Origin of the sequence: Chryseobacterium sp. NRRL B-14798, assembly GCF_050470705.1 — a bacterium.
GTDB classification, from domain to species: domain Bacteria; phylum Bacteroidota; class Bacteroidia; order Flavobacteriales; family Weeksellaceae; genus Chryseobacterium; species Chryseobacterium cupriresistens.
In genome coordinates this window covers 2263779-2287771 of sequence record NZ_JBFLUL010000005.1, presented here as the reverse complement: position 1 = coordinate 2287771, position 23993 = coordinate 2263779, and the positions used below count along the sequence as shown (strand labels likewise).

Here is a 23993-nt window from a genome sequence, read left to right as displayed (position 1 = left end):
AAAAATTAAATTAAAAAAAACATCAATCCCGTTAATATTTTCTAAAAAAACTTAAAGCCTCTAAAATTTACGGTTTTGTGGAATTATTATTGAATTTTAGATTTTGACTTTAAAATATAAGATTATGAAAATGAGTAAAATTAATAGCCTGTTTTTAGGCTTAATACTAGCAGGAAGTGTAAGTCTTGTAAATGCACAAACGACTCAGCCTGAAACTTCAGCAGCAACGAGTCAAACAACTAATCCAACTATCGAAGATCTTAAAAAACAGATCGCGGCCAATCCAAAGGATGCAGAATCATTAGCAAAACTGGCTAATGCTTATCAGGAAGCTTCAGACTGGCCAAATGCAATTGATACCTGGAAAAAAATATCAGTTTTATTACCGGACTGGGCTCCGGCTTATTACAGCCAGGCTTATGCCTATCAGTCTGCAAAAGATGATGCCAACGCAAAAATTGCTTATGAAAAGTATATTGCAACGGTAAAACCTGAAGAAGTAGAGCAAAACAAGAAGAATCTGGCATATGCTTATTTCTATCTTGCCTTTACAGAGCAGAAAACAGATCCTAATAAAGCAAAAGAACATATTGCGAAATCGATACAGTACGATCCTACCAACCAGGATGCTGTGAAGCTTAGCAAAGCATTAAATTCTTAGTAAAAAAGAAAATGCCGGAAATTTTTCCGGCATTTTTGTTTATTTATATATGTTTTAATATCAAAAATCATGATTTAAATTTAACGCAAAGATCAAGTAAATGCTGTTAAATTTTTGAGGAAGCAAAGGATGGAATCAATTTCATTGATCCTTTCTAAGCGCATGTAATCATAAAGCTTCATCAGCAATATTGTAGCTTTCTTAGCACCCTTAGGAATAAGAGAATTTAAGCTAATCTTTCCATTAAATTTAAAATATATTTTTTTGTGCAGAGTTACTCTTTTATAATTCCAGATTTCCTGTATTATTTGAAATTTTGTCTTGCTATGATCCTACTCAATCATCTTTCCGAAAAAATCTGTTTCACCATGCAGATGCCTGATGATTTTCTCAATATTTTTCTGAATACTGGCTTTAGTTTTTAAATTATTAATATACCTTACCAGCTCATTTTTTCTTGAAGGAATCAGCTTTTCAAAATTTTCCTTAGCTAAAGCACTTTCTTTAATTGCCTTTTCCAGTTGGGGATGGATGGAAATACTTCTGTCAGAATCATCATACTCCAGTACGACTTCAATGATTTCCCCGATTCTTTTGGGAGAATTTTTCAGCATAGCCAGATTCACGTAAAGCCTCCACTCACCTAAATATTTCATAAGATTCTGTTTGAATTCTTTCCCGTTCACCGTTCCTTTGACAGCGATCGGGCTCTTATTTCTCCCGGATTTTTCAAAAATCGTGTCCAGTATTTCTTCCGGAACAAATACAAAAGGATTAATTCCTATGATTTCCAATGTGGCGCTGAAACTATTGTTTTTCATGGATGGTAATTTAAGTTGGTCTGGCTGGAAGCTGGAAGCTAGAAGCTAGAAGCTAGAAGCTAGAAGCTAGAAGCTAGAAGCAAAAATAACAGTTTGACGAATATGTAGGGAATTTCTTTTTTTATTATTTCAAAACCATTACTTTCATACACTCCCACAGCCAAACCCGTTTACCCTCAAACCCTCTCACTCTACCACCGCAAACCCAAAATCCCGTAACTCAAAATTCATACCTCATAACCCAATTAATTCCCTATATTTGTATCAATAAATCTATTTATCAAAATGAAATTTTTTATTGACACAGCTAATTTAGAGCAAATCAAGGAAGCAAGAGACCTTGGAATTTTAGATGGTGTAACAACCAACCCTTCCCTAATGGCAAAAGAAGGTATTCAGGGAGCTGAAGCCATCAAAAACCATTATAAAACGATCTGCGAGCTTGTAGACGGAGATATTTCTGCGGAAGTTCTTTCTACAACGTATGAAGAAATGATTAAAGAAGGAGACGAATTGGCTGCTATTCATCCAAATATCGTTGTAAAAATTCCGATGATCAAAGACGGAATCAAAGCTTTAAAATATTTTTCAGATAAAGGTATCAAAACTAACTGTACATTGATCTTCTCTCCGGGACAGGCTCTTCTGGCAGCTAAAGCGGGAGCAACGTATGTTTCTCCTTTCTTAGGAAGATTAGATGATATCTCTACAGACGGTTTGAACCTCATTCAGGAAATCAGATTGATTTTCGATAACTATATGTACGAAACTGAAATCCTGGCAGCTTCTATCCGTCACTCAATGCATATCATCGACTGTGCTAAAATCGGAGCTGATGTTATCACATCTCCACTTCCTCCAATCTTAAGCTTATTGAAGCACCCATTAACAGACAGCGGATTGGCTCAGTTTGTTGCAGATTCTCAGAAATTAGCGTAATTACTGATCCTTGTTCAAACATAAAAATCCCGGAACATTGTTTCGGGATTTTACTTTATAGTGATCCTGTATATTATTCTTCCGGGATATTTTTCACAATCTTACACGGATTTCCCACGGCCACTACATTCTCAGGAATATCTTTCGTTACCACACTTCCAGCTCCAATCACAGAATTATTTCCGATAGAAACACCCGGAAGTACAACCACATTGCCTCCCAGCCAGACATTATCGCCTACTTTGATGGGATGTGCATATTCCAGTCCTTCATTTCGCTGTTTCGCATCAAGCGGATGACCTGCCGTATAAAAACTGCAGTTGGGGCCTATAAACACATTATCACCAAACTCTACTTTGGCACAATCCAAAATGACCAGATTGTGATTGGCGTAGAAATTCTCTCCTACGGTTATATTATATCCGTAATCACACCAGAAACTGGGCTCTATACAGATATTTTCTTTTATACTGCCGATAATCCTTTTAAGAAGCTGGTATCTGTTTTCGGAATCAGAGTTTTTGAGAGCATTATATTCCTGACACAAATCTTTGCATGCAATGCGTTCTTCTATTAATTCTTTATCGTAGTTGGCGTTGTATAAAAGTCCGGCTGCACATTTTTCCTTTTCTGTCATAAGATATAAAGTTTATTGCTTATTGCTTATTGCTTACTGCTTATTGCTTATTGCTTATTGCTTATTGCTTATTGCTTATTGCTTATTGAAAGATAAAAAAATATATTATAACATTATAAATTGATACGATCACATTTTCTTTGACTTCTTTTATCAAAAAAAACAGGATGACAAAAAATGCCATCCTGCAGATATTAGAAAATATAATTTTTAATTTACCAGATCCGGTTCAATCGGATTGTTATCTTTTTTTAGGGCTTCTTTAGTATTTTTTTCTATTTCCCTAAGTACCTGATTGGGATCTGAGATTTCTTTGCCGTCTCCTGTTCTTAGCTTGAAACTAAATTTGGTATTGCCATCACCATTTTTCATCAACATTTCTCTCATATTCTTTGCAGGATCATTTACATAAGCCTTCCATACTTTTTTGAACTGATCTTTTGTGACTTCCAGCTCTTTTCCGCCAACTCCCAGCGCTCTTACATGATCAGGCATCTGCATTTCCGATTCACCGGCCGGAGTATTAATCGTTTTATTACCTATCATCGTCATGATATGAGATCCGGTAGTATCCTCAATTTTTACGATAAGGCCGGGAAGGCCGTAAAAAATATAAGGCCCATCCTGAAAAGGAATATCTGTCGTAAACCAGGCTGTCCATTCCCTTCCTCCAAAGCTGGCAGTGGCTTTCTGAGCCTGATACGCTCCTATTTTTTGTTTCTCGGGCAATATCTTCCATTCCGGTTTCTGATCTTCTTTTATTTTATACTTATCTGTAGAAATGCTTCTGAAGAGATAAGTTTTAAAATCCGGGTATTGTTTGGTAACTTTATAAGAAACCTGCCCCGGTCTTTCTCTTTTGTTGATACTGATATTTCCGCTGCCTGCTTTCAACTGTTTTTCAAGTTCTGCTTTTCCGGTGGAATCTGCTACAAATTTATCACGGCTGTAATAGCTTGATCCGTTTTTATCGATATCGAGCATCATCATTTCCGTCTTTACATCTTCCTTATTATTGGAATCCGGAATAAACTTATATTCATAAAAAAACCTGTTGACCTGTGCACTGACAAGCCCACCCAGAAATAAAAAAAATAGAATTTTACTTTTCATAATGTATGTTTAAAAAAAGGCTTTGCCAATCTGAAACTGACAAAGCCTGATGGAACTTTATTTCTTTGTTTCAATTCTTATTTCCCCTTGCTTAACATCTCCTTTTTTCTGAGTATTGACATTAACTTTCGATATATTACTTGTATCCAATGAGTTAACATCGTCCTTAGAAACTTCCCTTCCGTCAATATAATACTTGTATTGTACATCATCATTACCGCTTATTCTGAAATTTTTCACCCCATTCATGGCAATATTTCCGTTGCCATCTTTTTTGATAAAATCAGCATTCATTACAATAACATCAGGTTTACCGTCAAATTTAATAAATGCTCCGTCTCTGAAGCTGACAGATCTTTTCTCTGCTTCCGCACGGGCTTTTTCAAATTGTTTTCGGATTTTTTCCCCATCAATTCTGATTCTTTCAGCCTTCACTCTGATTCTGTCTCCTTCGGCTCTTGCTGTTTCACCTTCTACTCTGGCTTTTAAAGCTTCTTTCATCGCATCTCTGGCTTCTGCCATTGCTTTGCGTACTTCTTCTTTTTCTTTAGCGCTCAGATCCTTATAGTAAACGGTGTTATTATTTTTAAAATAAACTACTTTGGGAGCTTTAGGAGCCTTTGGGGCAAGTGGAGCTTCTGGAGCTATTGGCGCCAGAGGTGCATCTGGTGCATTAGGCGGTGTGGGCGGAACGATGTCTTTTACCGCTCTTGCAGCCTCTCTTCCCGCTTTTTTAGCTGCTCTTTTTATTTTGCGAAGTTCTTTCTTATCAAGAGGATCCATATTTTCAAGCTCCTTCATCTGATTTTTCCATTCAGCAGAATTGAAATATTTATCAACTTCAACTTTGGCAGCGACCTCTCCAATCTCTGATGCCAGATTACTTATTTCTTCAATTTTATCACTGAAGGCATCACTTTCCGGATCCAATCCATCCAGCTCCTTCTCTTTTTCTTTTATCTTCTTTTCAAGATCAGTTAATTTTTTGTGTTCACCGGGTGATAAGGTTTTTAATTCCGGGATATTTCCCTGAACCGATTTTTCAGGTCTGATGGTATCTTTTTTGATTTCTGAAACTGCTTTTTTAATAGAAAGATTGGTTTCTTCGATTTCTCTGTTCTTCGCATTTACCAGATAAGCAAACGCTACGGTAAATAAAACCGGTAATGCAAGAATTCTTCGCGCATATCCGAACTTGGTTTTTGGTTTTTGTAACATCTTAAGTCTTTTTTTAAGGTTTGAACTTAGAAACGGACTGGCAGCAGGCAACTGTGTTCCGGAAAAGTGGCTTGCTAAAAGCATCTGCGCAAATGCTTTGGTGTCCGACTGCTGTACGGCTTTTTTATCCGCCAGGTATTCGTGGATGAGATTAATTTCTTTTTTGATGATATGAAAAAACGGATTGAACCAGAAAACAGAAGTAATAATCTCGATAAAGATCTTATCAAAGGAATGTTTCTGCTCAATATGTACCATTTCATGCTTTAAAATCTGTTTTCCGATATCAGAATGCAGGGTAATTGTATTCTTCCAGAACAGGTTTTTAAAATAGGAAAACGGAGCTTCATTAAGGTCTGTACGGTAAAAGTTGATCCCGTCAAAGCTTTCTTTCTGAAATTGATTTTTAAACTGCTGGATTTTAAAAATCCCATACAGCAGCCTTCCTAGAAAATAGAAAGAAACCAGTCCCAGAGCTGAAAAAATAATGTTAAAATAAAGGTTACCATTGTTTATATTTTTTTCTGAATTAAAATTCTGAATCTTGTCAAGAAGCATATACATATCATTATTCACCTCTATCGTAAAATCATCTACTCGGATGAGCGGCAATAACAGGGATATCACAATTGCTGCCAGCAGATAAAATCTGTTATAATGATGGAATGTCTTGTCCTTTAAAGACAATTGATAATACAAAAATGTTACACCTGAACATAAAATAATTTTTCCAAAGTATAAAAGTATTGCTTCCATAGGTCCTAGTCTTTATTTTTGAGTTCATCCAATAGCATCTCAAGATCTTCTACCGTCATTTCATTTTTTTCTACCAGAAATGAAACGGCACTTTTGTAAGAGCCTTTGAAATAGTTCTTTACAAGACTTTTCATGGTTTTCCCGGAATACTGTTCTTTTGAAACCAGCGGAAAATACTCATGCTGTCTTCCATGTACACGATAGTCTACAAATTCTTTGTCTTTCAACACTTTTAAAATGGTAGATACCGTATTGGTATGGGGCTTGGGTTCCGGAAAAAGATCAAGAACATCCTTAAGAAATCCTTTTTCTATCTTCCATAAATACTGCATTACCTGTTCTTCTGCTTTTGTTAAAGTCTGAATTTTCATATCCTGTTCATTTATCATTTATCGTGATATAAACCTTTCAACTTCTATATCACTAAGAAATTAGTTATACAAATGTAGAAATAAAATTTAACCAAACAACTATTTTTTTAGTGATAAACACCAGCAAAACATTAAACACCTGATAATCAATTGAATAAAAATAGTTAAAATATATTAAATTTTTAAGAGAGTGAAAATATAGCCTGCTTAATCGATAGAAAAAGAAACAATTCAGAGGTAAATCCTTAAAACTTGTTAAATTTTATTAAATAAAATTAAAATGAATTTGTTTTAACCGGGAAATTATATTTATTTTAGTGCTTTAAAAATTTCTCATGAAAAGATATAATTTACTGATTGTACTATTACTGCTTATTTTTAATGTTACTACAGCACAAAAGAAGGGTTCTCCTGCTGCCGATCTTAGCATACTGAAAGATACAAAATCAAAAATCGAAGCTACCGTTCCATTGGTTATTCAACATCTTCAGACGATCGCTACAAAAGAAGGCGATAATAATATTGTGAATAACGGAAAGATTGCTTTGGGTAAAGAATATGGTATTGTAGAATCTGAATGGTTTTTATACAGAAACAACATGAAAAACTGTATCCTGAACAATTCATCTAAAAAAGCTAAGAAATGTATGGAATACCATAACAATATGATGAGAGGAACCATGATCAATTACAACAATTATATTACTAACCTTACAAGAAAGAATGGTTATCTTGGAGTTGAAGGAGATACAAAATTCGATTTCAAACCTGCTGATATCGCTACAAAACTAAGTGAAGCTTATTTCAATGCCAATGATGCTGCAGGCAGAATGAAAGCGGATCAGAAAAGAGACTTTCTGGGACAGACCATGTCTGATGACAACAAGCTTACTCCTTATGCTCAACTGGCTCAATAATATTTAAATATATTTTAAGAATACAAAAAGAGAATGACGATCGTCATTCTCTTTTTGTATTCAAAAGCAAAAAATCTCCGCCGGAAAAAGCAGTTTTGTGGTACTAATCATAAAACCTTGGGGAAAAAGTAGAAAATAGGCAGAGATTTTTTTGCATACGCTCTACAGATCAACTGTCCTACCCATGATCTGTAAGAGCTTTACAAAAATAGGATTATACCCTTCTACTGGCTGAAAATACCTGTAGAATTAAACGTTCAGAACTGTAGAAGTAATACTACTTGTCCTTATAGAAGTAAAAGTAGCTGAAAAAGCTGCACTATGATCAGTACTGAATAGCTTTATTCTACTTCCACCAATGGTAGTAATTATGTAGTCCGTCATATTCAAACCCGCAGCGTGGGTACAGTGTGTTTCCTATATCATTCGTTTTTTCGGTTTCAAGCATAAGTCCACACGCTCCTGTCTCTTCACACCATTGTTTACTTCGGTCAATTAGTGCTACAGAAAACCCTTTTCCTCTATAATCCGGATGAACAAAGAGATCACTTAACAGCCATTGTTTTTGTAATTTGGTATAGTGAAATAGTTTATAAAGCTGTACAAAACCTACTGCTTTGCCCTCTGCCATTACAAGAAAAATATCAGATTCACTATTTAAAAACCTTTCTTTGAGAAAAGCCTTCCCCTTTTCAACGTCTGATTCCTGTCTGTAAAAAACACGATAAAGATTGAACAATTCAGCTGTTTCATCAAGATCCTCAAGACTTGCTTTTTTAATAATGTAATTCATCGTTATATCTATTTTTATTAACAAGGCAAAGGTAGCCTTAAACAGGACCAGTGGTATCATCCAGAAATATATTAAATCAATAGGCCAGATACTTTATAACTCTTTATTCATCTATAAAAAACCACATGTTTCGGATTGTATTGTTCTGAAGAACTATAGATTTTTGCAGAATAAAATCAAAACAATGAAAGATATCATTCATACAATCAAGAATATTGACTGGGAAAGCCTTACGGAAACAATGCATCAAAACGGCTATGCCATCATTGATAATCTGCTGTCAGAAAACGAATGTGAAAAACTGAAATTGGATTATGATCATCCAGCTTTTTACCGGAAAACAGTTGTCATGGCCAGACATCGTTTCGGATTGGGTGAATATAAGTATTTCAACTATCCATTACCTGAAATTATTCAAACCATACGAACAACTATTTATCCTTATCTGGCACCTGTTGCCAATGTATGGTTTAAAGCTTTACAAATAGACACCCATTTTCCTTCAGATCATCAAGAATTCTTAGACCAGTGTCATCTTAACGGGCAGCAAAAAGCAACGGCATTAATTTTAAAATACGGAAAAGATGGATTCAATACACTGCATCAGGATTTATATGGAGATATTTATTTTCCCATTCAGATTGTTTTAATGCTCAGCGAACCCGGCAAGGATTTTACGGGAGGCGAGTTTGTGCTTACCCAGCAGATTCCCAGAGCTCAGTCAAAGGCTATTGTTCTGCAACCCCAAAAAGGAGATGTTCTTATTTTTACGACTCAGTTTAAACCAGAGAAAGGAACCAAAGGCTATTACAGGGTCAATATGAAACATGGCGTAAGTGAAGTTAAAGACGGAAACCGTTATGCTTTAGGTATTATTTTCCATGATGCAGCCAGTTAATTATTAAACGTTATCAATAGATGAATCATGATTCAGCATTCTCAACTATCATCTGAAAACCTTAGAAGTAAAATCCATAGCAGGGAAATTCGTTTTGGAGGAAATAAAAAATTAAAAATCTACGGATTACTCAGTTGCCGTTCAGGAAAAAGAATGAAGAAAGAGAACAGGGTTTTCTTTGCAGATGAAAAAGAAGCATTACAAAACAATTACCGTCCGTGCGGGCATTGTATGAAAAAAGAAGCTTATAAAAAATGGAAGGAAATGAATACTGATTAAATCAAATTTCCGTGGGGTTTCATTTTGCCTGCAATGGCCAGGAAATAAAAAGAGAAGCAATATGATATTGCTTCTCTTTCGTTTAGTAGCGGGAACCGGACTCGAACCGATGACCTTCGGGTTATGAGCCCGACGAGCTACCTACTGCTCCATCCCGCGGTATATTTTTAGAGTGTTTACCGAAAACACTTGCTTAGTAGCGGGAACCGGACTCGAACCGATGACCTTCGGGTTATGAGCCCGACGAGCTACCTACTGCTCCATCCCGCGGTATATTTTTAGAGTGTTTACCGAAAACACTTGCTTAGTAGCGGGAACCGGACTCGAACCGATGACCTTCGGGTTATGAGCCCGACGAGCTACCTACTGCTCCATCCCGCGGTGTATTTTTAGAGTGCTTACCGAAAGCACTTGCTTAGTAGCGGGAACCGGACTCGAACCGATGACCTTCGGGTTATGAGCCCGACGAGCTACCTACTGCTCCATCCCGCGGTGTATTTTTAGAGTGCTTACCGAAAGCACTTACTTAGTAGCGGGAACCGGACTCGAACCGATGACCTTCGGGTTATGAGCCCGACGAGCTACCTACTGCTCCATCCCGCGATATTGGATTGCAAAGGTACGAATAATTTTTACAAATCCTAATTTTTCTTTTAAATAAAGGACTTTTATAAAAACTATTTTATTATTTGTATCTTTGTTTTATGGCAAAAATATTAAAAATTTATCCAGACAACCCACAGGAAAATCTTGTGAATGAGGTTATTAAAACTTTAAACAATGGCGGGCTGATTATCTATCCTTCTGATACGATTTATGCTTTAGGCTGTAATATTTTTGATATAAAAGCCATGGAAAAGCTGGCTCAGCTCAAAAAAATGAAGCTTGACAAGTCTAAATTCTCAATTATCTGTAATGATCTCAGCCATCTTTCTGACTTTACAAGACCTATTGATACATCAGTTTTCAGATTTCTGAAAAGTCATCTTCCCGGGCCGTTTACCTTCATTCTTGAAGCCAACAAAAGTTTACCTTTAGCCTATAAAGGCCACAAAACAATTGGTATCCGTGTTCCGGATCATCCGATTCCGCAGCTTATTGTTGAAAAACTTGGCCATCCCATAGCATCCACTTCCATTAAAGATGATGATGAAATTATCGAATACTCTACCGATCCTGAACTTATTGCTGAAAAATATGATCATCTGGTAGATATCGTCATTGATTCAGGATATGGTGATAATGTAGCTTCTACTATTGTAGACCTTACTTCAGGAGAACCGGAGATTATCCGTCAGGGAAAAGGGATCATTTAATTCAAGGTTCAAAGTTAAAGTTCAAGGTTTAGGGTACTGAATTATGAGTCTTACCGGGAAATATGCTGTAGGAATTTTACTCACTTTTGTTATTTTAGCGGCAGCGATGCTCTATTCTTTTCCTGCTGTTACCACAATAACGGGAATAAGAGGAATTACAGAAACCAATTTCTTTCTCAGCAGAATTATACTATGGATCGTTCTTATCATTGTATTTCTATACAATGTCTTTATTGAGAAAAGTGCTTTTTTACTTAAGGAAGAGACAAAATATTCAGCTGCATTTTATGTCAAAGCTGTACTGAGCTTATATTTTATCTGTTTGATTGGCGGAGGAATTCTGAATGCAATCATCCTGTTTTTTATAGAGGAAAAAATAAGCAATAAGCTTCTCAACCTTGTTCCCATTTTTAGAAATAACTATTTTTTAGTTATTTTTACATGCCTTACCGCTGCTATTGTAGAGGAATTGCTGATGCGGGGCTATGTACAGTCCAGGCTTGAAAAAATCTACAACAACCCCACCGTTGTAATTGTTATTTCATCGGTCTTATTTGGAATTTTACATAGTACTTACGGTACCATAAGCCAGGTTCTCGGACCTTTCTTTATCGGAATCGTGTTTGCTGTATTTTATAAACGCTATTCAAATATTAAAATTCTGATCATCTGTCATTTTATGATTGATTTTATCGCAATGATGGTCATGAATTGTATTGATATAAAACACTTATCTGTATTTTAACATTATGAAAATTATAACATCTCCTGCCAAATTAATGAACACGGAAAATTCAACGGATCTGTTGAAAACCACTACTCCCAAATTCATTGAAGATGCAGCATTGATACAATCTTATTTAAAAGAAAAATCCCCAAAATACCTTTCCGAGCTTATGGAAATATCCCCAAAGCTTGCTGATGAAAACTGGGAAAGAAATCAAAAATGGAAGTCCAAACCTACAGCAAAAGAATCTGCTCCTGCAATGTTTGCCTTTACAGGAGAGGTTTACAGAGGTCTTGATGCCAAAACACTGGATAAAAATGCTGTAGATTACCTTCAAAAAAACTACAGAATCCTTTCCGGGCTTTACGGCTTACTGAAACCATCTGATAAAGTAATGCTTTACAGACTTGAAATGGGCCGTCCTTTTGAATTTGAGCAATATAAAAACCTATACGAATTCTGGAGAGAAAAGATTACAGAGCAGTTGAATTCTGAGATGAAAAAAGGAGAAATCCTCCTTCACCTTGCCAGCAACGAGTATGGAAAAGTAATCGACAGAAAAAAACTGAATCACAAAGTCATTGATTTTGATTTTTATGAATTAAAAGATGGAAAACTGAAGACCATTGTTGTGTATACAAAGCATGCCAGAGGTCTTGTGGTTAGATTCTGCGCAGAGACCAATGCCAAAACACTGGAGGATGTAAAAGCATTCAACTATGAAGGATACAGAATTGATGAAGAGAAGTCTACAGATACAAAACTGGTTTTTACAAGATAAATGACAATCTCAGGATTTAAAAAATATTTCAAAACAGAACTTTCCGATCTTTATACAGACTCGGAAAGTGTGTTTTTATCGTCTTTATTCATTCATCAAATCGTAGGTTTCGATTCATTTCAGCAAAGAAGATTTGCTGAACAGGAGCTTCTGACTGATGATAAGGAAAAACTGTGTTTTCTTGTTTCAGAACTTAAAACCGGAAGACCTTATCAGCAGATATTAGGAGAAACAGAATTTTACGGAATGAAATTCTTTGTGGATGAAAATGTTCTGATTCCCCGCCCTGAAACAGAAGAACTATTGGAAATTGCTATCAGGGAGATTAAAGGTTCAAAGTTAAAGGTTCCAGGTCTAAAGATTTTGGATATAGGAACCGGAAGCGGAGTTATTCCATTGGTTTTAAAGAAACATTTCCCAGAAGCAGAGGTTTCATCTATTGATTTTTCTGAGAAAGCTTTGAAGACAGCCCAAAGAAATGCAGAGTATCACCAATTGAAAATCCGGTTCATTCATGCTGACTACCTTAATTTTGATCTGGCTGAAAATTATGATATCATCATTTCAAATCCTCCCTACATCGGGATTGAAGAAGAGATCGAAATTGCTGATTCTGTGAAAGGATTTGAACCTAAAATGGCCCTTTTCTCTCCTACTTCAGATGCTTTGATCTTTTACAGAAAAATTGCGGAAGATGCTGAAAAGTATTTGAATGAGAACGGACTTGTATTCCTTGAAATCAATCAGAAGCTGGGGCTGGAAACACTCAGTCTTTATCAGGATTTTCCTAATGCACAACTATTGAAGGATTTATCTGAAAATGACCGATTTATTTATGCAGGGAAATAAGTAATTTTACCTGTTTAAATACTGAACCTATGAAAACTTTACTATGGAAAATTCTCATTTGTCTTTCACTGATTATGCAACTGGTATCCTGCCAAAAGCATCCTCGGGATGTGGTGAGTAAATATTATAGTAAAGGAGAGTTCAACGGTTCCGTTTTGATTGTGAACAACGGCAGGATTGTTTGCGATACGGCTTTGGGTTTCCGCAACTTTGAAAAAGGGCTGAAAACAGATAAAAATACCTCATTTTACATTGCATCCCTCAGTAAACCCTTCACTGCAGCAGCTATTATCATGCTGGAGCAAAAAGGTTTATTGAAGTTTGATGATAAAGCATCCCGGTTTATAACGCTTCCTGAATATGCCAGAAACATTACGATCAGACAGCTTTTGCATCATACTTCAGGAATCAGGGATTATGAAAACCTGTTTTCTAAAAGAGGATTAACGAATCAGGAGGTAATAAACTGGCTGTTTGATCTTAAAAATCTTGATTTTGTTCCGGACAGCAAGTTTAAGTACAGCAATACCGGATATATTGTTCTTTCTCTGATTATTGAAAAGGTTTCAGGTAGATCATACAGTACATTCATCAATGAACAGATTATTACTCCATTAAAAATGAATAACACTTATGTGTATGAACCTGGGACAGTTATTCACAATAGAGCACTCGGATATAATGAACAAAAGCAGCCTGATGATTATTCAATTTTAACAACCGGTGACGGTGGAATCTACTCTACTCCTGAAGATCTCTATAAATTTGATCAGGCTTTACGAAACAATTCTTTTATTAATAAAGAAAATATAAGTATGATGTATTCTCCTTTCCAGTTATCTGACGGACAAATATCAAATTACGGCTTTGCGTGGTACATAGAGAATAAAAGCGGAGAAAAATCAGCAATGCATACAGGTGGCCTGAACGGTTTTAAAGCTTTATTCTGGAGAGATTTGGAGCATAACAGCTGTATTATTGCACTTACCAATCAGGGAGATGCATTTCCGCCACACCACTTTCTACATGACATAAAAAAAACAATACAGTAAACATGATTATTCAGCAACACGAAATCAATTCTATTAAAATTGCAGAAATTATTTCTGATGACATCATTATCCGGTCTGCACAAGACGGGTTGGATCTTATGGGAAATATCTATTATCAGGGGTTTGACAAAGTTATTCTTCACGAAAAAAATATTACTCCAGAATTCTTTGATTTAAAAACAAAAATTGCTGGGGAAATTCTACAGAAATTTTCAAACTACCGCATAGGACTGGCTATTGTTGGCGATTTCAGTAAATATGAAAGCAAAAGTATGAGGGATTTTATTTTTGAAAGTAATAAAACAAATCACATTAATTTTGTACAAGCATTGGAAGATGCTTTAGCTAATTTTTCAAAATAGTCTATTTTTCAATTCTTTAGATACAAAAACGGAAAAATTTTTCTTCAATTTAAGCTGTCACTACCCCAACATCATCTGTTTTTTTAATTTCTTACCACAATACAAAGATGTACATAATAAAAATAATCTTACCAATTGGTAAGCTTGTGTAAAAATTCAATACAAATTACACTAATCATTAAGAGAAGACTAGAATTAATTCTATAACCATAAACATCTGAACATTTCTTTGTACATTTGCAAAAAACACGAGGGAATATGAATCTTACTTATTTAAGAGCTTATACGGCTACATAATCATTTAATTTTTCAACCACCCAGGTAGGTATAGGATATTTCTTTATGAAGCATACTTGCTATATCTGTTGATGAGCTTTTGAACAAAAGTCTCGTCTGGCTATTATTTGAGCAAAACAATTCATTGTATTAATGGACTTGTTGGTTATATCTATTGCCTTTATGAAATTAAGCCTTATAAAGATTTCTTCCTGTAAAAAACAAAAAACACACAAATAAAAATTATTAAGACATCATGATTAAAAAATTATTTCTACCAATCGTTTTTGCAAGCTCGCTTTCTTTCGCTCAAGTAGGGATTAACACATCTACCCCTGACCAGAGTGCGATTCTGGATGTTTATAGTCAAAATAAAGGAATGCTGATACCCAGACTGACTACAGTACAAAGAGATGCTATTGCCAATCCTGCCAACTCGCTTCTTATCTACGATACAGATAAGAAATGTTTAAGTCAGAATATCGGTACTCCTCTCAAACCGGATTGGCTTTGTATCAGCAGCAATGCCGTAAAAATGTTTTATATGCCTAGTGTTTCTTTTGACACTTCCATCACAGCTACTGGCCGGACTAAAGATTTGTATACATTGTATAAAACACAGTTTGGATCTCCAAAAGCAAAGAGTACCAGTGCTCCAGCTTCTATTCCTTTTTTCCCGTCCAGTAAAGATCTTTACTATTATGTAACCGATGCCGACCCTAATGTATTCAGTAATATTTCTATTTCTGATGACGGAGTTATGACTTATGATGTAAAAGCTGCAGCTACTGACTGTTCTTTTATCAATATTGTTTTTGTTGTTAAATAATTGAGTTATGATAAACAGCAGCTCAATTTTACGGTACAAAAGGTTTTTGTTTACCTTTTCCTTATTTGCCTGTTCTCAAAACATTCAGGCTCAGAACGAACAGGGAACCGGTTATCCTTATTTTGTAAACTTTACTCAGGGATTACAGCCACAGGAAGCCTATAAGGTAGCTACCAGCGGTGTTCAGAATGACGCAACCTTTACCACAGACGGGCTAAGGCTCACCCGAAGTGTGAATAATATTTCAGGAGGAGTGATATTGGCGGATAAAATATTCAAAAGTGATCAGGGAATCAAGTTTGAATTTGAATTTGCCATTTATGGAGGAAATACCAACGGAGGAGATGGAATTTCCATATTCCTGGTAGATGGTTCTATTCCTAAAGATCAGCTTAACCTCGGATATTTTGGTGGAGGATTAGGATATAGTTTTGTACGTGGAGGAGAATCTACGGAAGGACTGAGAGGTGGTTATCTGGGAATAGGTCTGGATGAATACGGAAATTTTAAAACAAGTTTTAAACAAACTGAAAGGATCAGAAACGGAATATTTGGGGTGGGACTGGCAGATGGTCGCAGCAACGTTTCATTAAGAGGAAAGCGTGGAAACCAGTATCTGTCTTCAGCTGAGCCTGCAGGATATAACGGTTATCCGCTGCTTTACAGTATCGCAACCAATGCTTTACCAACCAGCAGCAACCGATCTGCTTATCTGGATACGGCAACAGGGAAATATATCGGGATTAAAAATACAGCACTTCAACAGTTCAGCATTGAAAGTGGCGGAACTACAATTCCTCAGAATGAAAATGATGCAAGATTCCGTAAAGCATATGTTACCCTTGTTCCCAATCCGGCCGGCGGTTACAATATAACCCTGGAAATCCAGCACGGAACGGTGAAAGAAAAGGTGATTGACAATTATTACTACCCTACTTCGCTGAAATATACCGAGACTACCATTTCCAACACTACGGTAAGGACTCTGGATACTTCGCCTCCTTCTACTTTCAGAATTGGATTTGCAGCATCTACCGGAGCTGCTAAAAATATACATTTACTGAAAAATCTAGGGGTTACAAGACCTTATGCTGCTGAAGTAACAGATGATTTGTTTGCAGGCTGCCCGGGGATAAAGTCAACGTATTATCCTTTGCTTAATGATGCGGCTTATTCTTCAGCTAATGGCCAGAATCCTCCAACCCTTTCCTATAACAACCTTGATTTTAATTCATTTCGTTTTTTAGATAATAACGGAGCTGTAATTCCCAATATAACAGGCGGTGTCTACACCAATAGTCAGGGAACATGGACTTATTTCCCAACTACCGGAGCACTTTCTTTCAAACCTGCGGCAGGATTCACAGGAGTAGCCCAGATACAGTATGATATTAAGGGAGGTGGAAGCAATGGTACTGAAGCACCTTACAATAGTGAAGAATACAGATCATTGCCGGCATTGGTACAGGTTAATATTTCAACTGCCAATAACTGCAGCAAAGCCTGCGTTATTTCTAATAAAAATGTAACTCAGAAAATAATAAGATAACCTTCTAAAACCAGCTTTTAAGAGCTGGTTTTTTTATTATTTACGGGGTTTTCGATAAAATACCGGACAGCATCCTCAATTGCCCTATCAATAGATTGATATTGAATCCCCAACTCGTCTGCTGACTTCTGATTAGAATAATAATTACAAATCTGCAGTGCTTTCATATTGGGGGTACTGAGGTTTGTTTTTATTTTTAATGTTCTTAAACCATCACCAATTAATCCAAGGAGACTCAAAAGTGTGTTGGGAATAGCAATCATAACCGGGTTCTGGCTGGTAATCCGGTTTACTTTTTTAAAAAACTCTCTGTAGGTCAGGTTTTCATTGGCCAGGAGATATTTTTCTCCGGTTCTTCCGTATTCAACAGCATTTACTATTCCATTGGCTGCATCTTCCACATGTACAAAGTTCTTACCTCCTTTCGGATAAAATACCAGTTTCTTTTTCCATGCCCAGAAGATTATTTTCCCAGAACTTGGCTTGCTGTCATATGCTCCGATCATCAACGTTGGATTAACAATGATAACCTCTGTGTTCTTACTATTTTTTAAAAGATAATCTTCCGCAGCCTGCTTGCTTTGAGCATACAGTGAATGGGTAAAAGGATAGATTGGGGGTGCTTTTTCGTTTCCCCGGAATGCGGTGTTTCCAAATCCTAAGGTATTGGCAGTACTCACAAACAAAAACTTTTTAACGCTCATCAATTCTGCATGGGTAAAAAGATTTACAACGGCCTCGTAATTCACTTTTCTGTATTCATCATAACGAAGATTCTGACGTGTTTCTGCTGCCACATGAACAATACAGTCAATATCGGTCAGGTGCCCAGAAATATCGCACAGAAGATCCGCTTCCACAAGCTTCAGATTTTCGTTTTCTTCGCCCAGCCAGCTGCTTTTCTTACGCACCAGAGCAATAACAGAATAACCATTTTGTAATAATTTAAGGATAACATTAGTTCCCAGAAGCCCTGTTGCTCCGGTTACACATACTTTTTTCATGCTTCGATCTCTCTTTTTATAGCCTGGGTCATCAATGGCAGTTTGATCCATATGGGTAAAATTTTCATCACCAGCCAGCTGATTGGGTTCACCATAATTACGGAATCTTTTTTAAATAATTGCCGGAGGCAGTATGAAGCTACTTTATCAGGATTCAAAAGTGTTAATCTTCCCATAAAACCTTGTTTTTCTATTCTTTCACAAACATCCTTATTGGTTTTCATTGCCCCGGGATTCACAACGCTTACAAAAACATTGGTATCTTTCAGTTCTTCATGCAGTCCTCTTGAAAATGAATGGATAAAACTTTTAGAAGCTGGATATACGGTTTTAAAACCAATCGGAGAAAAAGCAGCCATACTTGAAACATTCAGGATATAGGCTTTGGGTTGTTTTAAAAGGTTAGGAAGCAGCTGATGCGTGATCAATGAAGTGGCTGCCACATTCACCTGTAGAATAGTGTTGATATAATCCGAAGAGGCTTCCGTAAATTTTTTTGTTCCCCCAAGCCCTGCATTATTAATCAGAATATGAACATCAAAAGAACGGTTGAGCCATTCTGTAAGCTTCATTACATTTTCATTAACAGAAAGGTCTGTTTCATAGTAATGAGCCTTTATATCATACTGTTTCTCCAACTCTCCGGATAATTCTCTGAGATTCTGATCCGGAAGACTTATAAGAATGACGTTGATTTTTTGTTTTGCAAGATGTTCAGCAAATGATTTTCCAAGTCCCTGGCTTGCGCCCGTGACGACTGCATACGATTCTTTGGTATCCATAAGTTTAAATTGTATAGTACAAAGCTATCGTAAAGAGGATGTCTGAATGTTCAGGATTATCTGAACGAACTGATTTTAAGAACGGGAAGCTGAAATAAATAAATCACTGAAAATCAAAAATTTAAAACAAATAAAAAGTAAGAGTTTATAAACCTGAACTTATTTTCTGAATTCAGAAGGTGTTTGTCCGGTCACTTTTTTAAAAGTTGTATTAAAAGAAGTCTTAGAATTGAATCCGGATTCGTAGGCAATTCCCAAAATGGATAATTTGCTATTGGTTTCTTTCAACAGTTTTTTGGCATAATCCACTCTATATTCATTCACATATTGGAAGAAGTTTTTTCCAAAGCCTGTGTTGATGACATAAGAAAGATGATGGGTAGAAACGGAAAGCATTTCAGCCAGTTTGATCAGGTTAAGTTCGCTGTCAAGATACGGCTTTTGTAAGCCCATAATCCCTTCCAGTGAAGTTTTAATCCTTACTAATTCTTCATCAGAAATAAGTTTTCTTTTAACTTCTTCCGGATCCGAATTTTCGTCCATAGAGATCAGTTCCTGTCTTTGTTTTTCTTCTAAAGGATAAATTTCCTTCTGTTTCAGAGAATAATATCCTACACAGTAAATAACCGACAAAAAGACCGCATTGATAAAGAAATTCAGTGATTTCGGATCATAGAACAGATTATAAATCACATAGATAATATTCACGATAAGTAGTACCAGAATGATATATTCCAACCAGTTCAGATTGATTCCTTCGGTATTGGATGAGAACTGCTGAATTTTCTTTTGATGTTTTCTGATGGTAATATAGGAAAGCCCCGTGTAAAAGAGAGCCTGGATCAGGATCAGAATAATACTGAGATATTCAAATGGTTTTTTATATCCCAGTTTGATCAATATAAGACAAACCAGAAAAGCAGCCGGAAGGATTAAAAACTTAACCGCTGTAAGTTTAAAAGTAAAGGAAGGATTGGTATAAAACAGTACACTAAAGTAAAAAACGATAGGGGTAAAAAACTGGATAAGTCTAACCCAAAACAAGGAATGAAACTCGATGATTGAACCAGTGATGAGAAACAGTACTTCATCCAGCCAAAAAGTAGACCACAGAAAGAGAAATATCCCGAACCAGAAATTGGCCTTATGGTTTACTTTTAAGGGGTTGGCCAGCTTCAGCAGAGAAAGCAAAACCAATGAACCATAGATAAGTATCACGATGAAACTGTTTAACTCTGATGTGTTCATTGGTTTTGATATTTGATTATAAATAGTCTTTTATCCTATTCGCTTTCTTACAAAAATTTCATATCCTAGATAGATGAGCGGAAGTGACATGATTCCCAAGAAAAGAATATTGCTCATGGCCAGCTGCGGATGCATTACAATAGAGTAAACCAATCCGAAAAATGCTCCACCAAGGTGAGCAGCATGGCCCAGGTTGTCCCACTGCTTGGGATTCAGCATCATGTATACAGAGTATCCGAAATACAGTGTTCCGAATAACCATCCCGGCAAAAAGTTGACACTGATCTCATTCGGAGCCATAGCGATGGAAGCAAAAATAATTCCGGAAACCGCTCCTGATGCTCCAATTGCAGAATACCACGGCTGCTTTTTATAAATCTGCAGGCTGAATAAATTCCCCAGAATCATTGATCCGAAATATAGAATCAAAAATCCTACTTCTCCAAAGAAACTAATAACGACTCCCTGGAAAAAATACAGAGAAAGCATATTAAAAAATAAGTGCATAAAGTCTGCATGCAAAAATGCAGAGCTGATCAGCCTTACATATTCTTTACGATTCGCAATCGCTCCGACGTTGAATTTATATTTTTCAAATAATGCTGTGTTATTGAAACCCATATAGCTAAAAATACATGTGGCTGCAATGATAATGATAACAACTATATCCATTATGTTCTTTTATGTTATAACTGAATAAACATGCGATCTATTCATTTTCATTATTCCCGTTATCCTGGAAAAGATCTCCGATCATTCCTCCGTCTTCATCGGTTTCGCCGGCAGGTTCGGGATCTTCGTATACTTCAGGCTCTTCTTCTGCCGGTTCAGGAATGGCAATATTGATGGCTTTTACTTTGAACTTTGTAAACTGGTTTCCGATGGCTTTTATTCCTTTTACCGCTATAAATTCATCAATATTTATCGTTTCCGGATCGCGTTCTTTTCCTTTATCTTTTGCAAAAATGATTTCTGCAGTGGCATCATTGGCAACAATTACATTTTCAATGAATGATTTCGGATGTTCAGATGGCATAAAAGTCTGTACATTAACTGTATTTTCCAGTAAGAATCTCTTAATGAAATAAATATCTTTTTCTCCATCGTAATAAATACAGGTAATCGGCTGTGCAGGTCTCCACTTTTCCAGTACCAGGTATTCATCATCAAAACGGTTGCCAAGGTCAAAAGATACCAGTTTTACTTCACCGTTTGTATTGATGGTCAGAATTTTATCATCTCCTTTGAAGCTTCCCAGCAGTGTTCCTCTTGCATCGGCATTCAGTCTTCTTACCGTATCATCAAACCAGATTTTTCTAGGGGCCAGAGTAGAAACCCCTTCTTCCTTCATATCTACTTTCTTGACAGCGTATTTAGTTACCAGATTTCCTTTGGAATCCCGGCCTTTGATGGCCAGATCGGAGAAGTTAATCTCCATTTTGTTCTTTCTGATTCTAGGGTTTGGTTTTAAAAGCACGGTTACAGTTTCTGCTTCTCCATTAGGGTTGGCTGAGAAATAGAGTGTTTCAGAACCCTTTTTATCTGAAGCTAGCGGATAATCTGTATTTCGGGTTACTCCGGTTACAGAGAATCGTTTCATATAATAAGGTCCTTCCCTGCCTTCACGGTAGATCATATTATACACTGTCCTTTTATCGTTTTTCTTCCATACGGCAACATGAAGGATATCTTTTCCGATGAAAGTTTTCGCTTCCACTTTTACAACCTTCATACTTCCGTCTTTTCTGAATGTGATGATATCATCAATATCAGAACAGTCGAACAAATACTGATCTTTCTTCAAAGATGTCCCGATAAAGCCTTCTTCGAAATTTGCATAAAACTTTTCATTGGCTACGGCTACTTTTGTAGCATCAATGGTATCAAAGATTCTGAGTTCAGTCTTCCTTTGTTTGTCTTTACCGTATTTCTTCTGAATATTTAAGTAATACTCAATGGCATAAGCGATCAGGTTAGCCAGGTTGTATTTCACCTGTTCTATTTTACCTTCCAGCGAAGCGATATTTTCCTTAAACTTATCCAAATCGAATCTTGAAATTCTCTTGATTCTGATCTCTGTCAGTTTTAAGATATCTTCTTCCGTAACGGCTCTTAAAAGATGCTTGGTATGGGGCTTTAATCCTGCATCAATGGTCTTCAGTACATCTTCCCAGGTTTTTACCTCTTCAATATCGTGGTAGATCCTGTTTTCGATAAAAATTCTTTCCAGTGAAGAGAAATGCCAGCTTTCCTGAAGCTCATGAAGTTCAATTTCCAATTCTTTCTTCAGCAATGAAACTGTATGATCCGTATTCGTTTTCAGAATATCGGATACCGTAAGGAACATAGGCTTATCCCCTACAATTACACAGGCATTGGGAGAGATGGTCACCTGACAGTCCGTAAATGCATAAAGAGCATCAATAGTTTTATCCGGTGAAACATCGTTATGGATATGAATAAGGATTTCTACTTTGTCTGAAGTATTGTCCTCAATTTTTTTGATTTTGATCTTTCCTTTCTCATTGGCTTTTAAAATAGAGTCAATAAGATCAGTGGTTGTTTTAGAATATGGAAGTTCAGAAATCACCAATGTATGCTTATCCGTCTGGGTAATTTTGGCTCTTGCTCTTACTTTTCCTCCTCTTTGACCATCATTATATTCAGAAACGTCGAGATAACCGGCTGTTAAAAAATCCGGATACAGTTCAAATTTCTTACCTTTCAGGTAGGCTACAGAGGCATTGATAAGTTCATTAAAGTTATGAGGAAGTATTTTGGTGGAAAGCCCTACTCCAATACCTTCTACTCCCTGTGCAAGAAGCAGCGGGAATTTTACCGGTAAATCGATAGGTTCATTGTTTCTTCCGTCATAAGACTTTGTCCATTCTGTAGTTTTAGGATTAAATACTACTTCCAGAGCAAAAGGGGTGAGTCTTGCTTCAATATATCTCGCAGCGGCTGCAGAATCTCCTGTATAGATATTACCCCAGTTTCCCTGTGTATCTATTAACAACTCTTTCTGCCCAATCTGCACCATGGCATCTGTAATGGAAGCATCACCGTGCGGGTGATATTTCATGGTATTTCCCACGATATTGGCCACTTTGTTGTAACGGCCGTCTTCCAGCTCCCGCATGGAGTGCATAATTCTTCGTTGAACGGGTTTTAAACCATCATATATTGAAGGGATAGCTCTATCCAGAATTACATAGGAAGCATAATCAAGAAACCAGTCTTTGTAGAGACCGGAGACTTTTTTTAAGCTTTCACCCTCATGCGAATATTCTTCTGTCGTCATCTAGTTTATCTTTTTTCTCTTTATTAGTTTTCACTACTTTGTTCAGAGAGAGTTTTAAATCGTTTACTTGTTTTCTGTTCAAATAAGAGATCTGGTACTTCAGGATAGTAGAACCATTATTCTTACTTGAAACGGTGATGTATAATCTTTTGAAAAAGAGAATACTGACTACATCATATTTGATCAGTTTGTATTTTGGAAATTCGTCGTGAAGAGGCTTATCCAGAAATGGAATGATATTCCTGTTTTTAAAATTCAAAGCTTCTCCATCGCTGTCATATTCAAAAATCTGTCTTCCGCTGATGTAAAAGATAATCAGCAGCAGAGCAGGAACAATAATCAATAAATAACTTTCTTTCCCCACTGCATTAAACCTATATTCATTAGCAGCAAATGCGATGATGCCAACCACGGTTATCATCAAAAGCAACGTGCATAAAAAATTATAAATTGATGCTTTATTACGGTTACTTAGTCTCATTTTATTTTTTTTGGCTGTGTAAGTTCTATAATT

The 23993-nt window shown here is 36.4% G+C and carries 25 protein-coding genes and 5 tRNA genes; 13 read left to right on the top strand and 17 right to left on the bottom strand.

What is annotated here, in order from left to right; genetic code table 11:
- Positions 1-130 precede the first annotated feature (130 nt).
- Complete coding sequence (locus tag AB1278_RS10725) at positions 131-661, top strand: tetratricopeptide repeat protein (protein ID WP_429814242.1); 531 nt, start codon at positions 131-133, stop codon at positions 659-661.
- Positions 662-993: 332 nt separating this feature from the next.
- Here AB1278_RS10725 and AB1278_RS10720 read toward each other — a convergent pair whose 3' ends face one another.
- Positions 994-1482 carry a YdeI/OmpD-associated family protein gene (locus AB1278_RS10720; RefSeq protein ID WP_429814239.1) on the bottom strand — a complete coding sequence of 163 codons (489 nt, stop codon included), beginning with the start codon at positions 1480-1482 and terminating at the stop codon, positions 994-996.
- 285 nt (positions 1483-1767) lie between these two features.
- Between AB1278_RS10720 and fsa the strand changes: the two genes are divergently transcribed.
- On the top strand, positions 1768-2421 hold the full coding sequence (gene fsa, locus AB1278_RS10715) for a fructose-6-phosphate aldolase (protein WP_002978975.1): 654 nt from the start codon (positions 1768-1770) through the stop codon (positions 2419-2421).
- 73 nt (positions 2422-2494) lie between these two features.
- On the opposite strand, the gene AB1278_RS10710 is transcribed toward fsa, so the two are convergent.
- The 4 genes from AB1278_RS10710 to AB1278_RS10695 all read right to left on the bottom strand — a co-directional run bounded on the left by AB1278_RS10710 (position 2495) and on the right by AB1278_RS10695 (position 6516).
- On the bottom strand, positions 2495-3058 hold the full coding sequence (locus tag AB1278_RS10710) for a sugar O-acetyltransferase (protein WP_429814236.1): 564 nt from the start codon (positions 3056-3058) through the stop codon (positions 2495-2497).
- Positions 3059-3268: 210 nt separating this feature from the next.
- On the bottom strand, positions 3269-4171 hold the full coding sequence (locus tag AB1278_RS10705) for a GLPGLI family protein (RefSeq protein WP_429814233.1): 903 nt from the start codon (positions 4169-4171) through the stop codon (positions 3269-3271).
- A 57-nt stretch (positions 4172-4228) separates the two neighbouring features.
- The gene (locus tag AB1278_RS10700) at positions 4229-6145 is read right to left on the bottom strand and encodes a M56 family metallopeptidase (protein ID WP_202838785.1); all 1917 of its coding nucleotides are present in this window, start codon (positions 6143-6145) and stop codon (positions 4229-4231) included.
- Positions 6146-6150: 5 nt separating this feature from the next.
- Positions 6151-6516, bottom strand: coding sequence for a BlaI/MecI/CopY family transcriptional regulator (locus AB1278_RS10695; RefSeq protein WP_202838784.1), 366 nt, complete (start codon positions 6514-6516; stop codon positions 6151-6153).
- A gap of 335 nt (positions 6517-6851) precedes the next feature.
- Between AB1278_RS10695 and AB1278_RS10690 the strand changes: the two genes are divergently transcribed.
- Positions 6852-7433, top strand: a complete 582-nt coding sequence (locus tag AB1278_RS10690; RefSeq protein WP_202838783.1) for a hypothetical protein — start codon at positions 6852-6854, stop codon at positions 7431-7433.
- Positions 7434-7779: 346 nt separating this feature from the next.
- Here AB1278_RS10690 and AB1278_RS10685 read toward each other — a convergent pair whose 3' ends face one another.
- Complete coding sequence (locus AB1278_RS10685) at positions 7780-8226, bottom strand: GNAT family N-acetyltransferase (RefSeq protein WP_202838782.1); 447 nt, start codon at positions 8224-8226, stop codon at positions 7780-7782.
- A gap of 184 nt (positions 8227-8410) precedes the next feature.
- On the opposite strand from AB1278_RS10685, the gene AB1278_RS10680 reads away from it, so the two are divergent.
- Both AB1278_RS10680 and AB1278_RS10675 read left to right on the top strand, forming a co-directional pair.
- The gene (locus AB1278_RS10680; protein ID WP_202838781.1) at positions 8411-9124 is read left to right on the top strand and encodes a 2OG-Fe(II) oxygenase; all 714 of its coding nucleotides are present in this window, start codon (positions 8411-8413) and stop codon (positions 9122-9124) included.
- A 27-nt stretch (positions 9125-9151) separates the two neighbouring features.
- Entirely contained in the window at positions 9152-9403 is a 252-nt protein-coding gene (locus AB1278_RS10675; protein WP_202838780.1) for an Ada metal-binding domain-containing protein, read from the top strand.
- A gap of 86 nt (positions 9404-9489) precedes the next feature.
- Here the strand turns inward: AB1278_RS10675 and AB1278_RS10670 are convergent.
- From AB1278_RS10670 to AB1278_RS10650, 5 genes are all read right to left on the bottom strand, one after another.
- Positions 9490-9562: transfer RNA gene (locus AB1278_RS10670), tRNA-Met, on the bottom strand.
- A 38-nt stretch (positions 9563-9600) separates the two neighbouring features.
- Positions 9601-9673: transfer RNA gene (locus AB1278_RS10665), tRNA-Met, on the bottom strand.
- 38 nt (positions 9674-9711) lie between these two features.
- Positions 9712-9784: transfer RNA gene (locus tag AB1278_RS10660), tRNA-Met, on the bottom strand.
- 38 nt (positions 9785-9822) lie between these two features.
- A tRNA-Met gene (locus AB1278_RS10655) sits at positions 9823-9895 on the bottom strand.
- Between the two features lie 38 nt (positions 9896-9933).
- Positions 9934-10006 (bottom strand) — tRNA-Met (locus AB1278_RS10650).
- Positions 10007-10107: 101 nt separating this feature from the next.
- Between AB1278_RS10650 and AB1278_RS10645 the strand changes: the two genes are divergently transcribed.
- The 8 genes from AB1278_RS10645 to AB1278_RS10610 all read left to right on the top strand — a co-directional run bounded on the left by AB1278_RS10645 (position 10108) and on the right by AB1278_RS10610 (position 17144).
- Positions 10108-10719, top strand: coding sequence for an L-threonylcarbamoyladenylate synthase (locus tag AB1278_RS10645; RefSeq protein WP_202838779.1), 612 nt, complete (start codon positions 10108-10110; stop codon positions 10717-10719).
- 43 nt (positions 10720-10762) lie between these two features.
- Entirely contained in the window at positions 10763-11464 is a 702-nt protein-coding gene (locus AB1278_RS10640; protein ID WP_343641315.1) for a CPBP family intramembrane glutamic endopeptidase, read from the top strand.
- 4 nt (positions 11465-11468) lie between these two features.
- Positions 11469-12227, top strand: a complete 759-nt coding sequence (yaaA, locus tag AB1278_RS10635; protein WP_202838777.1) for a peroxide stress protein YaaA — start codon at positions 11469-11471, stop codon at positions 12225-12227.
- On the top strand, positions 12228-13076 hold the full coding sequence (gene prmC, locus AB1278_RS10630) for a peptide chain release factor N(5)-glutamine methyltransferase (RefSeq protein ID WP_429814229.1): 849 nt from the start codon (positions 12228-12230) through the stop codon (positions 13074-13076).
- A gap of 29 nt (positions 13077-13105) precedes the next feature.
- On the top strand, positions 13106-14128 hold the full coding sequence (locus tag AB1278_RS10625; protein ID WP_202838775.1) for a serine hydrolase domain-containing protein: 1023 nt from the start codon (positions 13106-13108) through the stop codon (positions 14126-14128).
- 2 nt (positions 14129-14130) lie between these two features.
- Positions 14131-14490, top strand: coding sequence for a DUF4180 domain-containing protein (locus AB1278_RS10620; RefSeq protein WP_202838774.1), 360 nt, complete (start codon positions 14131-14133; stop codon positions 14488-14490).
- A gap of 532 nt (positions 14491-15022) precedes the next feature.
- Positions 15023-15595: a hypothetical protein gene (locus AB1278_RS10615; RefSeq protein WP_110010981.1), complete on the top strand. Its 573-nt coding sequence runs from the start codon at positions 15023-15025 to the stop codon at positions 15593-15595.
- 7 nt (positions 15596-15602) lie between these two features.
- Positions 15603-17144 carry a lectin-like domain-containing protein gene (locus tag AB1278_RS10610; RefSeq protein WP_238349586.1) on the top strand — a complete coding sequence of 514 codons (1542 nt, stop codon included), beginning with the start codon at positions 15603-15605 and terminating at the stop codon, positions 17142-17144.
- Positions 17145-17161: 17 nt separating this feature from the next.
- Here AB1278_RS10610 and AB1278_RS10605 read toward each other — a convergent pair whose 3' ends face one another.
- The 6 genes from AB1278_RS10605 to AB1278_RS10580 form a co-directional block, all read right to left on the bottom strand.
- A complete protein-coding gene (locus AB1278_RS10605; RefSeq protein ID WP_395973848.1) occupies positions 17162-18199 on the bottom strand; it encodes an NAD-dependent epimerase/dehydratase family protein in 1038 nt (345 codons plus the stop codon).
- Positions 18145-18930 carry an SDR family NAD(P)-dependent oxidoreductase gene (locus tag AB1278_RS10600; RefSeq protein ID WP_202838773.1) on the bottom strand — a complete coding sequence of 262 codons (786 nt, stop codon included), beginning with the start codon at positions 18928-18930 and terminating at the stop codon, positions 18145-18147. Before AB1278_RS10600 ends, AB1278_RS10605 begins: the two co-directional genes overlap by 55 nt.
- 159 nt (positions 18931-19089) lie before the next feature.
- Positions 19090-20178, bottom strand: coding sequence for a helix-turn-helix domain-containing protein (locus AB1278_RS10595; protein ID WP_202838772.1), 1089 nt, complete (start codon positions 20176-20178; stop codon positions 19090-19092).
- Positions 20179-20208: 30 nt separating this feature from the next.
- Positions 20209-20850, bottom strand: coding sequence for a rhomboid family intramembrane serine protease (locus AB1278_RS10590; protein WP_429814224.1), 642 nt, complete (start codon positions 20848-20850; stop codon positions 20209-20211).
- Between the two features lie 37 nt (positions 20851-20887).
- Positions 20888-23479 (bottom strand): DNA gyrase/topoisomerase IV subunit A, encoded by a 2592-nt coding sequence (locus tag AB1278_RS10585; protein ID WP_202838771.1) that lies wholly within the window; start codon positions 23477-23479, stop codon positions 20888-20890.
- Positions 23454-23960 carry a hypothetical protein gene (locus AB1278_RS10580; RefSeq protein WP_330746651.1) on the bottom strand — a complete coding sequence of 169 codons (507 nt, stop codon included), beginning with the start codon at positions 23958-23960 and terminating at the stop codon, positions 23454-23456. The genes AB1278_RS10585 and AB1278_RS10580 overlap by 26 nt, the downstream gene beginning before the upstream one ends.
- Positions 23961-23993 lie beyond the last annotated feature (33 nt).